The organism is Flavobacterium ardleyense (genome assembly GCF_033547075.1).
Taxonomy (GTDB): domain Bacteria; phylum Bacteroidota; class Bacteroidia; order Flavobacteriales; family Flavobacteriaceae; genus Flavobacterium; species Flavobacterium ardleyense_A.
Map to the genome: position 1 here is coordinate 1,403,494 of NZ_CP137891.1, position 14,288 is coordinate 1,417,781.

Sequence of the window (14,288 nt, forward strand, 5' to 3'; positions counted from 1 at the left end):
ATAGACAAATTCATTAATAGAATTGTTGCTAAATTTTAAAATAAAAAAACAATACAATGCTAGATCCCAATTCTACACATTTCAATGAAAAGTTCCTTACAGTAGATTATCTCGAAGAATTTTTCGTTAAAGCAAAAGTTGATGTCATTAATTCCGATTTAGGGATTAAGCCTCTTGTGAGTGTTTTATTTATTACCTACAACCATATTGATTATATAAGGCAATCTCTTGATGGGATTCTTATGCAAGTTACTTCATTTGATTGGGAAATATTAATTGGCGATGATGAATCTACGGATGGAACTAGAGAAATTTGTCAAGAGTATGCGCGTAAGTATCCTAATAGAATAAAACTTTTCTTGCACAAAAGAGAAAATAATATATCGATTTTGAACAAACCTTCAGGTATTTTTCAAATGACCTATAATATCCTTAGATGTCAGGGGAAGTATATTGCAGTTTGTTCGGGTGATGATGTATGGACAGATCCTTATAAATTACAGAAGCAATTAGATTTACTTGAGAAAGAAGATAATATCATCCTATCCTATCATCCTTTTGTTCGATATGGCGATGTGTTAGCAAATATCAATCTGCCAGAACTTGAGAGATTTTCTAATATGCCAAAAGCATCCACAATGTTCTTTAGAAATATTAATAAGATCCTTCCAATTAATTTTATCGACGCAATTCAAGAGGACGTTTTTTTATGGCATTTACTAAGATTTAAGGGTCAATTCGCTTTGCAAGCAGATATTGAACCTTCAATCATTTGCACTCCATTAAGCAGCATTACGAGAAGTTTAGATGAGCAGCAGCATTTTTTGCATGTTCTAAATATAAACATCCAAATTTTTAAATCTATCGATTTAACTATGACAGATATCAAACAGAAGCGTTTTGTTTCTTATAATTTAGTATCAATGCTTTTCAATGCAAGCTATACTATTGAGCAAAAAAAGCATTTACTCAACACATTTAGAAAAATGCTATCGGTAAAAGATGTTTATTATGCGTTGCATTTTAAGGCAAATGATTCTAAGCATTTTAAAAATTATTTTACTGATAATACTATAACTTGTGTTAGTTAAAAAAGTTGCTTGAACTTAATTTATTTAATTTTTAAAAGAGTAATAAATGATAAAAAACTACAAATCAGATTTAAATAATATTAGCTCTGAGTGTCTTTCGACTCTTACTTTATTATCATTTAATAAAATAACGGTTGACCAAAATACAATTGTACATTTTAAGGGAGTCCCCTTCTACGAAGAAAAATTGGTTGATTTATCGGCAGAAAAATCTTCGTTCTTTTGGAATAAACTAAGTAATTTATCCGCAGAAAACATTGAAGAATTTTCATTAAAAATGCAAGGATCTTTTGCATTTGTGATCGAAACGAAAGATAGGATAATTCTATTATCTGATTACATACGAACATTTCCTATGTTTTATTCAGTTTCGGAAAAAAAAATCCTTTTATCTGATAAGTTGAATTTATTTTCAGAATACAAAATAAAATCAGATAACGTTTCAAATTTGGTCACATCAGGCTATGTATTTGGAAATGAGACAATTTATGATAATGTTAACAGTACTCAGGCAGCGGAATTAATTATAATTGATAAGGACTCTGCAACAATTGAAGCTTGTAGATATTTCAGATTTGTCCCAAAAGATAACCTATCCTCAATCTCGGTAGATTCATTCGTTAACGAATATAATAAAATATTGGAACGTATTATGAAGAGGATCATCCTCTCTGCTCCCAATTGTAATAAGTGGGTAATTCCACTGTCTGGAGGACACGATTCTAGACAACTGATTAACATATTAGTAAAGCTTGGTATAAAAAATGTTATATGCTATACTTATGGTAAATTAAATAATCATCAGGCGGTTTTGAGTAAGAAAGTGGCTGATGCCGTAGGATACGACTGGCATTTCGTAGAATATAGCGAGGAAAAGTGGTTTGAACTTCACCAAAACGGTCTTATAGATACCTATCTAGATGATTCTTATCAGGGCAACTCAATCCCCCACTTCCAAGATTTTTTGGCTGTTTATGAACTTAAAAATAAGGGAGTAATAACAGAGGATGATGTTATTATGCCCGGACACACGCTAGATATGATTTCTGGCGGACATTTGAATGAATTAGACTTGGTGTGTTCTGATAGACAAGGTGCGCTAAAAAGATCATCACTGAGACATGGAAAATGTAAAGAGCTCTCGGTAAATAAATTATATGCTAATTATCGAACGTTATCAACGATATATGATGAAATTAACAGTTCAGCAGTACAATTTCAAGAATATATTAATTGGCAGGAAAGACAGTCTAAGTTTATTGTAAATAGCTGTAGAATATATGAATTCTTTGAAATAGAATTTCGTCTTCCATTCTGGGAAAAGGAAATTATGGAATTGTTTTTATCACTACCGGTTGAACAAAGAATAGAAAGAAAATTCTATCTATCTACTGAAAGACAAGGAATATTAATTGATTGCTTAGCAAAGATACCATTCGAAGATGAAACAAATAAAAAGCCTTCGAAAATTAGTCTCAAACAAAGATTACTCACAAAAACTCCATCTATTGTAAAAGCTTTACTATCACGATTAGTACGATCTAAAAATTACGAGGCCGAATCTTTAAATCAAATTTTTGCCTTAAAAGGTAATACCGTTGAAGATGTTGTGGGGTCACTGAAATTATTTCCAAAAGACACACACGCTTTTTTGAAACCGTTACTGTTGCGATATACCCACCGAACAAGTAATGAATTATTGACAGGACTATATGCAGTGTCCAGAATTATAAAAAAATGAAAATAACTATTATAGCAGGAGCGCGGCCAAATTTTATGAAAATTGCTCCAATTATTCATGCCATACAGAATGCGAAAGATCTTGGCAACAATATGGATTACAGATTAGTGCATACTGGACAGCATTATGATGATAAAATGAGCGGAACATTTTTTGAGGAATTAAATATTCCACATCCTGACGCTAACTTAGAGTGTGGCGGCGGATCACAAGCTGAACAAACTGCTTCCATCTTAGTAGCTTTTGAGAAAGATTTGATTTCTTATCCGGCAGACTTGGTGTTGGTCGTTGGTGATGTGACTTCTACAATGGCGTGTGCGATAGTAGCCAAAAAATTAAACACAAAAGTCGCGCACGTAGAAGCGGGAATTCGTTCCTTTGATTTAACAATGCCCGAAGAAATTAATAGAATGGTTACCGACAGTATTACTGATTATTTTTTTACAACATCAGAAAATGCTAATCAAAATTTAGCAAAGGAAGGCGCTAAAACGGAAGATGTATTTTTTGTTGGTAATGTTATGATTGATACTCTATTGTCAAATATGTCTAAATTTAAAAAACCTGCCCTATTTGAAGAGTTTGGATTAAAAGCCAAGGAATATATCGTACTTACAATGCATAGACCTGCGAATGTTGATGAAGTTGGAAAACTGAAAGAAATGATGACCGAAATACTTTCCAATGTTGAGAATATGCCTGTCATTTTTCCTATTCATCCACGCACAGCAAAAATAATAGAAGAGTTGCAGCTTAAAGCTTCTAATCTAATAATTGTGGACCCGTTAGGGTATTTAGAATTTAACTATTTGGTACAACACAGCAAAGCAGTTGTAACGGATTCTGGCGGGATTACAGAGGAAACTACTATTATGGGAGTTCCTTGCTTAACTTTGCGGGATAATACCGAAAGACCAGAAACTATTACTATCGGGACTAACGAATTGGTGGGAACTGATCATCGCAATATAAAACCAGCTTTACAAAAGTTGTTTAAAGGAGATTGGAAAAAAGGAAGTATTCCTGATTTATGGGATGGACATGCGGCTGAACGTATTGTCGACGTTATAAAAAATTTTTATAAAGCGTAAAGATTTCTAAGAATATTATTTAAAGCTATATAATCTTACTTTATAATCCGATGTAATAAGTAGCTTTTGACAGAATTCTCATAAATTGAAGAATTTCTGAGTCGTAAATAAATTTTAATAATTGCCCATATTGAAACAGTTAGATAAGAAGACGTTTTTGGCGCTATGGTTGTTTAATCCATTTATAAGCGCAATCTATGTTTTTCGCAACTTTAAGGAGAATGTACATATTGCACCGTACTTATTATTATCATTCTTTTTTGGACTTTCATTTGTCGTTTCTACCACCGGCGGAGACTCTGAGAGGTACGCTGCAGAGTTAGTACGTTATCATCAAGATAGTGTGTCGTTAGTGCAAGTTTTAGACGAGGCCTACGGAGAAGGAGGTTCAAAATTAGATATATATCAGCCTTTCCTTACGTGGTTTGTTAGTATTTTTACAGAAAACACAAAAATTTTATTCTCAATTTTTGCAGTAGTTTTTGGTTATTTCTGGTTTAAGACTTTAATAATTATTAGATCGCATATAAACATTCCTTTAAAAGGGATTGCTTTGCTTACTTTCATCTTATTAGCTTTAACCAATCCGATTTGGCAAATTAATGGCGTGCGTATGTGGACTGCAGTTGCGGTCTTCTTTTATGGAATAGTTCTGATACATTTAAAAAAAGAAAAGAAAGGGTGGTTTTTTCTAGTACTACCGGTATTCATACATTTTAGTTTAATCGCGTCTTTGGGTCTGTATATAGCTTACACATTATTACCCAGCAAAAACACAACAATTCTTTTAATAATATTTATTGCAAGTTTTTTCTTAGGACAATTAGATCTAAATTTTGTTCGAGAAACTTTTGCTTTGTTGCCTGGTATGATTCAGTCCAAGGAAGCGTACTTGGGTGAAGAATATGTTGAAGTTCTAAGTGAAAAAAAGGCCGACCATGCTTTGCATTTCCTTCTTGCGGGTATACTGCAAAAATATATTTTTTTTAGTATGGTTATCATAATATATTATTATGGTGTTTTTAAAAGAAATCTATTAGATAAAAATTTAAAGATCTTTTTTCCGATGGCGTTGTTCTTCTTGTCTTTTAGTAATATAGCATCTTCTGTGCCGTCGGGTGGTCGCTTTGCGGTATTGTCAAACTTAATATTAATGACCATTTTTTTATTATTTTTAAATTATAATGTTAAGTTGACACGCTCTATAAATTTCTTGCTAAGAATTACGATGGTGTTTGTGATAGTATTTCTAATTCGTACGGGTATGGAGAGTGTAGGTCCATTTTTCTTTATTGGAAATCCAATACTTAATTGGCTAATTGTCGATAGTCCCATAATTGAATTTATAAAATCACCCTTCTAGTTGAATTGAAATAGAGTGCTTCAATTTAATATTAAAAATAGTAAGTCGAAATTGTAATAATATTAAAAGTTTCATTGCTAAGTGGGTGGAAAAGTTATAGTTGAAGTCTAGGGTTAATAAATTTTTACAATCTAAATAATAATAGGAAATTGAAAAATAGGAAGATTTTAATTATAGCTAATGGGTTTTATCCCGAGCAGACGCCGAGGGCTTTTAGGGCAACAGAGTTAGCAAAAGAATTTTGTCGGCAAGGCCATCAAGTGACCGTAATGGCGCCACATAAAGAAGGTATTCAGCCGCTATTAAATGAATTTCCAATAAATTACATCAATTTAGGAAGGTTAAAGTGGAAGATTCCCACAATCAATGGCCTTGGTAAAGTGGGCGCATTATTTAACAAAGCAGCAAACCGCCTTTTGCCTTTGTTGTTTGAATATCCCAGAATAGAACTTTTTTTTATGGTGAAAAATAAATTAAAATCAGAAACCGAAAAATATGATTTTCTAATATCGATTGCTGTACCACATTCTATTCACTGGGGAGTGGCCGCAAGTTGGTCAGCAAAGAAAGAGGAGAATATAGCACCTCTATGGATTGCAGATTGTGGAGATCCTTATTTTATTCAAGAGAATGATACCTTTCAGCCGCCATTTTATTTCAAATGGATTGAGAGTTGGTTTATGAGAAAGGTTGATATAATTACCGTTCCAACCAACACCTCATATACAGGTTATTTACCTGAATTTCATAATAAATTAGTAGTGATTCCTCAGGGGTTCCGTTTTGAGGATATAAATAAAGGAGCGTTATTAGACGATGGTATAATTCGTTTTGGCTATGGAGGTGCTTTTGCTCTGAATAGGAGAGATCCAAGTGAACTACTTAAATTTCTTTCTAAAATCGACAAATCATCTCATTTTGAATTTCATATTTTCACGAAGAATGATAAGTTTGTCGAAGCTTACGCTGCAAAAGACGATCGCATTATATTGCATAAACCAATAGCGAGAACAGTATTATTACAGACATTGTCAACATTCAATTTTGTAGTAAACTTTACAAACACTGGCGTATCGCAGACACCTAGTAAACTGATTGACTATGCGATCATAGACAAACCTATATTGCAGATAAATTCAGAAAAGCTGGATGGCGACATAGTCTTGCAATTTTTGGAAGGCAATTACCAAAATAAACTAGCAATTGACAATTTTGATAATTTTAGGATTGAGAATGTAGTTAAGCAATTCTTGGCATTAGAGCATCGGTAATGATCTTAAGTAGAAAAAAATCATTTCACTTAACTGATTATAACTATTTAATAGTAGTTTTCAAGAAAAATAATTACTGCCACTGGAAGAGCAGGCTAGCATTTTTGGCAATTAAAAACTGAGTAACTTAAAAGTAAGATGAATTTTACACAAATGGTGCGTAAGTCATACGTAAATTTTAGAGGTTGGAGCACAGATAAAAAGTATCTTGTTATCGAATCTGATGACTGGGGAAGTATTAGAATGCCATCAAAAGAGGTTTACGATATTTTACTAAAAAAGGGAGTTAATGTTGGTAAATCTAATTATACAAAATACGACTGCCTCGAAAGTAATCAAGATCTTGAGAATATTTTCGAAACCTTAAGTTCTGTTAAAGATGCAAATGGCAAATCTGCAGTTATAACTGCAAATGCCTTGGTGGCAAATCCTGATTTTGGAAAGATTGCAAAAGCTGATAAAAAGGATTACTTTTTTGAGAGTTTAGCTGATACTTATTTATCGTATCCAAATCACGATAGAGTTTTGAAAATGTGGAAGGATATAGGTATTAAAGAAAATCTACTATATCCTCAGTTTCATGGCAGAGAGCATTTTAATGTAAATAAGTGGATGAGAGCTATTAATGCTGATATTACGCAAGAAAACATTGCTTTTGAGAATAGAGTTTTGCTAGGAATTAGTGACAAAAATATTGAGAAAAATATTCGAAATAGATTCCAGTATATGGCAGCATTAGAATATGACACTGAAGCGGATAAAATTGAAGTAGAACGTATTACTGCAGAAGGACTTGCGATGTTCAAAGATACATTTGGTTTTGCATCAACAAGCTTTGTTGCCACTGCGGCAGTTAGAGGAGATCATATAGACAAAGTACTGTCCGAGAATGGAGTTAAATTTCATCAAGGTGGGCAGCAACTCGTTCCTCTAGGGAACGGTCAGATTAAAAAAGTTAATAAATATTGGGGCGATAAAAATAACTACGGTCAAACTTATTGGAGAAGGAATGCTACTTTCGAGCCTTCTCGAAATCAAGATGCTGACAGTGTCGATAGCTGTCTGGCTGAGATTGAGATTGCTTTTAGATTTGGAAAACCTGCGGTAATAAATACTCACAGAGTTAATTTTGCAGGAGGAATATCAGAAAAAAATAGAGACTTGACTTTAGTGAAATTGAAAGAGTTGTTGCAACGAGTTATGAAGAAGTGGCCTGAGGTACAATTTATCAACAGTGCCCAATTAGGAGAGATTTTAGCAAGAGAGAAATAGGTAGTAAAAATTATGATTGACAACATTAAAAACTTACTGATTAATGTAAGGGGATATAAAACTTCAAAAAAAGTAGTGGTGATTGAGAGCGACGACTGGGGGTCTGTAAGAATGCCATCGGTTAAATCTTTCCAAAACCTATTAGATGCTGGTGTCCGAGTAGATAAATGTGGCTATAATACTTATGACAATCTGGAATCTGCTGAAGATTTGCATGCTTTGTTTGATACATTTAGATCTATAAAAACCTTGCAAGGGAATCATCCTGTTTTGACCGCAAATACAATTGTAGCTAATCCAGACTACGATCGGATAAAAGAAAATAATTTTAATACTTACGAATTCGAAACTTTCGATAAATCATATTTGCGTTATCAGGGAAGTACTGCTACTCTTGATATACTAAAGGAAGGAATAAAAGAAAAATTGTACTATCCACAATTGCACGGTAGAGAACATATCTTTATTAGTAATTGGATGAATGCATTAAAAGCAAAGGATAAAGAAACAATGATTGCTTTTGAAAATAATGTTTATGGGCTAAGTACGACCATCATAAAAGAGAAAAGAAAAAGTTTTCTAACGGCATTGGATTTTACGAATGAGGCTGAGATCGTAGGCCATGAACAAGTCTTGACTGACGCGGCGGCTATTTTTAAGCAAACATTCGGCTTTTCTTCGGATTCTTTCATTGCTCCCAATTATACTTGGCATCCAAAGCACGAACTAATATTTAAAAACGTTGGAATAAAATATCTTCAAGGCGGGCGAGCTCAGAAATCTCCGCAGGGGGATAACTATGAAACCATTAGGCACTATATGGGAAAACGAAACAGTAATGGTTTGTTTTACTCCATTAGAAACGCCACTTTTGAACCTGCAACGAAAAAAAATATAGATTGGAAAAAAAATATCCTTCAAGAAGCCAAAGCAGCTTTTATATTAAGAGCACCTTTAATAATATCTACGCATAGAGTTAATTTTATGGGTGGTTTGGTGGAAAACAATAGAACAGAAAATTTGAAGCTCTTCAAGTCAATTTTACTTGACATTATTAAGCTGTATCCGGATGTCGAATTTATAAGTTCAGCTGAATTGGGCAGAAGAATGTCAAAAAATAAATTATAATATGGACTTTGATATATTTATAGCAGGAGATTTCTACGTTGGAAATCATGCAAATGGTAGATTGTTACCACTTGTTGAAGACAATAATCTAGAGACCTTATTTGGAGAATTACTTCCAATACTTAGAAACTCTAAATTATCAATAATTAATCTAGAAGCTCCCATTACAGATGGAAATTCTCCAGAAATTAAAACTGGTCCGACTTTAAAAATGCCGACAAAAATTGCGGACGTTTTAAATGGTGCTGGTGTTGATTTGGTTTGTCTAGCAAATAATCATATTCTTGATCACGGTTCTAAAGGTTTAGAAAACACACTTCGAATATTAGACGAACACAATATTTCTCACGTTGGTGCTGGTACGACTGATATTCAAAAAAGCGGTTATTTTATTAAAACCGTAGGCGAAAAAAAGATTGGGATCATTAATATTTGTGAAAACGAGTGGATATCAGATAAAAATGGCATCGTTGGAGCGAATGGTCTTAACGAAATTGATGCATTTTATCAAATAAATTCTTTAAAGACATTGGTAGATTTTACCATTGTAATATTCCACGGAGGTAATGAATATTACTCGTTGCCAAGTCCTAGAATACAAAAAATAATGCAGTACTTTGTAGATCTAGGTGCAGACGCAGTTATAGGACATCATACTCACACTTATAGTGGATATGAAATTTACAATGAAAAACCGATATATTATAGCATTGGAAATTTTATTTTTGACAGTCAAAAAAAGTCAAAAGGTACCTATTGGAATATAGGTATTGGTTTAGGAATTACTATTAAAGATAATAAATTAGTATTTGAAATGGTTCCTTTTAAACAACATGCTGAAGCATTAGGAGTAACTATTTTGAAAAATGAAGAATTAAACGCCTTTAATAATAATTTTGCGGAGTTAAATTTAATTATCAGTGATAGCGAGAAATTGAAACTTTCTTACGAAAAATTTGCTAAACAATTAACGGTGCAATTTCAAGCTTTTATAAATCCTTATGAGGGTAAATTTAGTTCATTATTTAAAAAAGGACTTTTGCCTGACCTATTCACAAAAAACAAATCGAAACTGTTATTAAATTTAGTAAGATGTGAGTCACATAGGGATGTTCTTGAAATAATATTAAACAATAAAATAAAAAAATAAAGGTTCATATGCGTATAGCTATACATAATAACGTAGGTTCATTTGCATCAAAATGGATAGAGTATTGTGAAGAAAACAATATTGATTATGGAATTGTAGATTGTTATGATACTGACATTATGGAGACTATGAAAGGTTTTGATATTTTGTTATGGCATCATCAGCAGTCAAATCCTATCGACTATTTTCTCGCAAAGAATTTAATAGAAGCTTTAGAGTTTTCCGGCAAAGTCGTTTTTCCTGATCATAATACTGGATGGCATTTTGACGATAAGGTGGCGCAAAAATATTTATTTGAAGGCTTAGATATTCCTACTCCAAAGAATTATGTATTTTATGATATGAAATCCCTTAAAAAATTCTCCAAAGAAACATCTTACCCAATAGTTTGGAAGTTGAAAGGTGGATCCGGAAGCAGAAACGTTAAGTTGCTCAGATCTGCCGGAGAACTGATCACTCTTGGAAAAAAAATGTATGGTAAGGGAATCAGAGAATATGATGCTTGGGATGGTGTAAAGGAATCTATTCGAAGATTTAAGATGGGTAAGAAGACCTTCAAAGACGTATTAAAAGCTTTTGCTCATATTGTTTACCCGGTTCGGTACGAGCGTATGAGTGGTAGAGCTTATGGATATATGTATCTTCAAGAATTTATACCTCTAAATGACTCTGATTATCGAGTAATAGTTATAAAAGACAAAGCCTTTGCCATTAAAAGATACACTCGCCCAAATGATTTTAGAGCTAGTGGTAGTGGTTATATAGAGTACAATAAGGAAGTATTCAAGGACAGTCTAATACAGACAGCTTTTGATATTGCCGACAAAGTAAAAATGCAATGTGTTGCTTTCGATTTTGTTTACCGAGATGAGGAAGCACTGCTTGTTGAAATGAGTTATGGTTACCGAAAAGAAGGGTATTACGATTGTGAAGGATATTGGGACAAAAATCTGACTTGGCACGCAGGAAAGTTTAACCCGTATGGATGGATTATAGAAGATTCTAAAAATGATTTTTTGAATAAAAGCAAGAAGATTTGAAAGAGATAATTTTAGTTTCACCAAAACTGGGAATTGGAGGAATACAGCGAGCACTTACCAATATTGCTAATTGGTTTGTTGAAAATGACTATAAAGTCACCTTTATTTCTTGCAAGAAAGAAGAGGTTTTTTATAATCTAGACCCAAGAGTTCAGCTAATTGTTCCACATAAAAATCATCCGGGCAAGGGGCTTTCTATTGTTTCCCATTATTTATTTGTAATAAATTTTTTAAGAAAAGAGTTTAAAATAAGCAGTTCTAAAAATATCATTTCGTTTGGTGATGCTTTTAATCCTTTAGTGCTTATTGCAGGACTTGGACTAAATAAAAGGATACATATTTCTGATAGAACAAGCCCTGATTACAATTTTAAAAGTTACATTAAAATCTTAAAGAAATCGACCTACCCACTTTCTACTACTTTTATTGCACAAACGCTCAGAGCAGCAGATTGGAATAAAAAGAAGTTTGGCAGTAAATTAAATATAAAGATAATTCCAAATCCTGCTAGAAAAGTACCAGTACAGGAAGTGCCAAAAAAAGATATTATTTTGTACGTGGGAAGATTTGCCTGGGAAAAGGCTCCAGATAAATTAATTAAATCCTTCGCGAAAATTACTGATAAAAAAGGATTCAAGCTCAGAATGTGTGGCGAAGGACCTATGTTATCTCAAATGCAACAATTGGCGAAAGACCTTAACGTTGAGGACGAAGTTGAATTTATGGGGAGAGTTAACAATGTCGATTTTCAGCTTTCTGAAGCATCTATCTTTGTTTTGCCTTCTGTCTTGGAAGGTTTTCCCAATGCATTATGTGAGGCAATGTCTGCAGGATTGCCGTCTATCTGTTTTAGCTCAATTCCATTTGAAGATTTAGGAATCGCAGGCGAAGATTTTTTGGTAGCTGAAGAACAGACGGATAATGACCTGACCGCAAACCTGACTATGCTAATAGATTCAAAACAATTAAGACAAAAAATAGGTCGCTCAGCAATGAATATAAATGAAAGATTGGATAATAATACTATTTGTAAAAAAATTCAAAATTTACTAGCATAAACTATGAATATTCTTTTAAGTTTCTACTATTTCCTGCCTAAATTTGAAAACAAATCTTTTCTCTATAAGATCTTTATTAGATTGTTAGCTAGAGGTATAAAATTCAGTCTCGATTTATACTATCCTATATTCTTGAGTAAAACTAGCACAAAACCAAGGTTAGAAAAGAATTTTTCAAATACAGAAGATGAAATATTTATTGCAAGTATGACCAGTTTTCCGGCTAGGATTGAATATACTTACATCAGTCTTGAGTGTTTGTTTCGTCAAAGCATTAAACCAGATAGAATAATTTTATGGTTGGCAGAAGCGCAATTTCCGAACAATTTTAGTGATTTGCCTCAAAACATCCTAGATCTTCAAACACGCGGTTTAGAAATAAAATTTTGCGAAGATATTAGATCTCATAAAAAGTATTATTATAGTATGCTTGAAAATGAGAAAAGTAAGGTGATTATGTTTGATGATGATCTTTATTACCATGAAGATATTGTTAAACATTTGATAGCGACTTACAGAAAAAATCCTCAATATATTATTGCGTCTAGAGTTCATAAGATGGGATTTAAAGAAGGGGCATTACAACCTTACCGCAGCTGGCAGCATAACTTTCAAGCAACGGAGCCATCGCTTTATTTACATCACACTAGTGGCAACGGTACCCTGATACCAGCAAAAAAAATGTTTGATGAAATCTTATTCGACAAAAAATTAATGATGGAGCTTTCTCCCAATTCCGATGATGTTTGGTGGAAAATTAATCTCATAAGAATGGGAATAAAGGTGTTTGTTTTTAGTAAATATAATAGAGATCCAATTACTGTAAAATCGACACACAATTCATCTTTAGTAAGTTCGAACACTTTTAAAGGAGCAAAGGATTTGCAGATTTATAATTGCTTAAATTATTTTGGGATTAGTTTTAATGCCGAGTAGAAAACGAAAAAAATGAAGAAATTAATTGTAGGGATTACGATACCGGGGAGTGTAGGCCTGCTTGAAGGTCAATTATCTTACTTTAAAGAAAAGGGTTTCGATACTTATTTAATGGCGCCCAAAGATGAAAAATCGTTAGCTTATTGTGCGAGAGAGAATTGCAAATTGTTGGAAATTACTATAGCAAGAGAAATTTCATTATTGTCCGATTTAAAAACAGTATTTCAGATTATAAAAATTTTAAAGGCTGTAAAACCAGATATAGTAAATTTTGGAACACCAAAAATTAGCTTGCTGGGTTTATTAGCGGCCAAATACTGTGGGATTAAGCATAGGATTTTTACCTGTAGAGGTTTTCGATTTGAACATGAACAAGGATTTTTGCAAGCACTTCTAAAACGGATGGATGCAATAACTTCTTATTGTGCCGATACGATAATTTGCATTAGTCCATCTGTGAAAGAATTAGGTATAAGAGAAAATATCTTTGATGAGAAGAAATGCGTAATTATTAATAAAGGAAGTAGTAATGGATTAGATCTAACAAAATTTAATCCAACATTAGTGTCTCAAGATGCAAAGACACAGCTAAGGAAGCAGTTAAATATTTCTGAAAGTAATTTCGTTTATGGTTTTTTAGGAAGAATCATAGATAGGAAAGGTATAAATGAGCTTTATAAAGCTTTTTGTGAATTATACAATAGTGATAACAACAAGAGATTGTTAATAGTTGGTCCTTTTGATCAGGGGCAGATAAAAGATAAAGACTTGTTTGAAAAATTGTCAAATCATGCGGGTATTGTGATGCCCGGTAGAACAGATGAGGTTGCATTATTTCTATCATTAATGGATGTTTTTGTTCTGCCAGCGTGGTGGGAAGGATTTGGTAATGTTTTAGTGCAAGCGGCTGCTATGGGTCTTCCTGTAATTAGTACCTTTGGCACTGGAACTAGAGACGCAGTTTCGGATGGTTATAATGGAATTTTGGTTTCTGTAAAAAATGTTCCTGAATTAATTACTGCTATGGACGAATTGTATAGCAACGAGACAAAAAGGAATACGTTAGGTTCAAATGGAGTTTTATGGTCTAAAAATTTTAAAAATGAAATTATCTGGAATGGGATGTTAGACATATATAATAAATAAT

The 14,288-nt window shown here is 33.0% G+C and carries 12 protein-coding genes; all 12 read left to right on the top strand.

Annotation, left to right across the window (positions count from 1 at the left end; all coding sequences use genetic code 11):
- The first annotated feature begins 56 nt into the window (after positions 1–56).
- Positions 57–1,091, top strand: coding sequence for a glycosyltransferase family 2 protein (locus tag SBO79_RS06085; protein WP_318643074.1), 1,035 nt, complete (start codon positions 57–59; stop codon positions 1,089–1,091).
- A gap of 46 nt (positions 1,092–1,137) precedes the next feature.
- Positions 1,138–2,832: an asparagine synthase-related protein gene (locus tag SBO79_RS06090; protein WP_318643076.1), complete on the top strand. Its 1,695-nt coding sequence runs from the start codon at positions 1,138–1,140 to the stop codon at positions 2,830–2,832.
- A complete protein-coding gene (gene wecB, locus SBO79_RS06095) occupies positions 2,829–3,923 on the top strand; it encodes a non-hydrolyzing UDP-N-acetylglucosamine 2-epimerase (protein WP_318643078.1) in 1,095 nt (364 codons plus the stop codon). The genes SBO79_RS06090 and wecB overlap by 4 nt, the downstream gene beginning before the upstream one ends.
- Positions 3,924–4,053: 130 nt before the next feature.
- Entirely contained in the window at positions 4,054–5,286 is a 1,233-nt protein-coding gene (locus SBO79_RS06100; protein WP_318643079.1) for an EpsG family protein, read from the top strand.
- A gap of 269 nt (positions 5,287–5,555) precedes the next feature.
- Complete coding sequence (locus SBO79_RS06105) at positions 5,556–6,557, top strand: glycosyltransferase family protein (protein WP_406600253.1); 1,002 nt, start codon at positions 5,556–5,558, stop codon at positions 6,555–6,557.
- A 138-nt stretch (positions 6,558–6,695) separates the two neighbouring features.
- On the top strand, positions 6,696–7,829 hold the full coding sequence (locus SBO79_RS06110; protein ID WP_318643083.1) for a polysaccharide (de)acetylase: 1,134 nt from the start codon (positions 6,696–6,698) through the stop codon (positions 7,827–7,829).
- Positions 7,830–7,841: 12 nt separating this feature from the next.
- Entirely contained in the window at positions 7,842–8,957 is a 1,116-nt protein-coding gene (locus SBO79_RS06115) for a hypothetical protein (protein WP_318643084.1), read from the top strand.
- Between the two features lies 1 nt (position 8,958).
- The gene (locus SBO79_RS06120; RefSeq protein ID WP_318643086.1) at positions 8,959–10,107 is read left to right on the top strand and encodes a CapA family protein; all 1,149 of its coding nucleotides are present in this window, start codon (positions 8,959–8,961) and stop codon (positions 10,105–10,107) included.
- 8 nt (positions 10,108–10,115) lie between these two features.
- Positions 10,116–11,147, top strand: a complete 1,032-nt coding sequence (locus tag SBO79_RS06125) for an ATP-grasp domain-containing protein (protein WP_318643088.1) — start codon at positions 10,116–10,118, stop codon at positions 11,145–11,147.
- Positions 11,144–12,205: a glycosyltransferase gene (locus SBO79_RS06130; RefSeq protein WP_318643090.1), complete on the top strand. Its 1,062-nt coding sequence runs from the start codon at positions 11,144–11,146 to the stop codon at positions 12,203–12,205. The genes SBO79_RS06125 and SBO79_RS06130 overlap by 4 nt, the downstream gene beginning before the upstream one ends.
- Before the next feature lie 3 nt (positions 12,206–12,208).
- Positions 12,209–13,141, top strand: coding sequence for a glycosyltransferase family protein (locus tag SBO79_RS06135; RefSeq protein WP_318643092.1), 933 nt, complete (start codon positions 12,209–12,211; stop codon positions 13,139–13,141).
- A 12-nt stretch (positions 13,142–13,153) separates the two neighbouring features.
- Positions 13,154–14,287, top strand: a complete 1,134-nt coding sequence (locus SBO79_RS06140; RefSeq protein WP_318643094.1) for a glycosyltransferase family 4 protein — start codon at positions 13,154–13,156, stop codon at positions 14,285–14,287.
- The last annotated feature ends 1 nt before the right edge of the window (position 14,288 follow it).

What these genes read in the sequence shown, in the direction of transcription:
- SBO79_RS06085 (WP_318643074.1), top strand. Translation starts at nt 57, where the DNA reads ATGCTAGATCCCAATTCTACACATTTCAATGAAAAGTTCCTTACAGTA.
- SBO79_RS06090 (WP_318643076.1), top strand. Translation starts at nt 1,138, where the DNA reads ATGATAAAAAACTACAAATCAGATTTAAATAATATTAGCTCTGAGTGT.
- wecB (WP_318643078.1), top strand. Translation starts at nt 2,829, where the DNA reads ATGAAAATAACTATTATAGCAGGAGCGCGGCCAAATTTTATGAAAATT.
- SBO79_RS06105 (WP_406600253.1), top strand. Translation starts at nt 5,556, where the DNA reads ATGGCGCCACATAAAGAAGGTATTCAGCCGCTATTAAATGAATTTCCA.
- SBO79_RS06110 (WP_318643083.1), top strand. Translation starts at nt 6,696, where the DNA reads ATGAATTTTACACAAATGGTGCGTAAGTCATACGTAAATTTTAGAGGT.
- SBO79_RS06115 (WP_318643084.1), top strand. Translation starts at nt 7,842, where the DNA reads ATGATTGACAACATTAAAAACTTACTGATTAATGTAAGGGGATATAAA.
- SBO79_RS06120 (WP_318643086.1), top strand. Translation starts at nt 8,959, where the DNA reads ATGGACTTTGATATATTTATAGCAGGAGATTTCTACGTTGGAAATCAT.
- SBO79_RS06125 (WP_318643088.1), top strand. Translation starts at nt 10,116, where the DNA reads ATGCGTATAGCTATACATAATAACGTAGGTTCATTTGCATCAAAATGG.
- SBO79_RS06135 (WP_318643092.1), top strand. Translation starts at nt 12,209, where the DNA reads ATGAATATTCTTTTAAGTTTCTACTATTTCCTGCCTAAATTTGAAAAC.
- SBO79_RS06140 (WP_318643094.1), top strand. Translation starts at nt 13,154, where the DNA reads ATGAAGAAATTAATTGTAGGGATTACGATACCGGGGAGTGTAGGCCTG.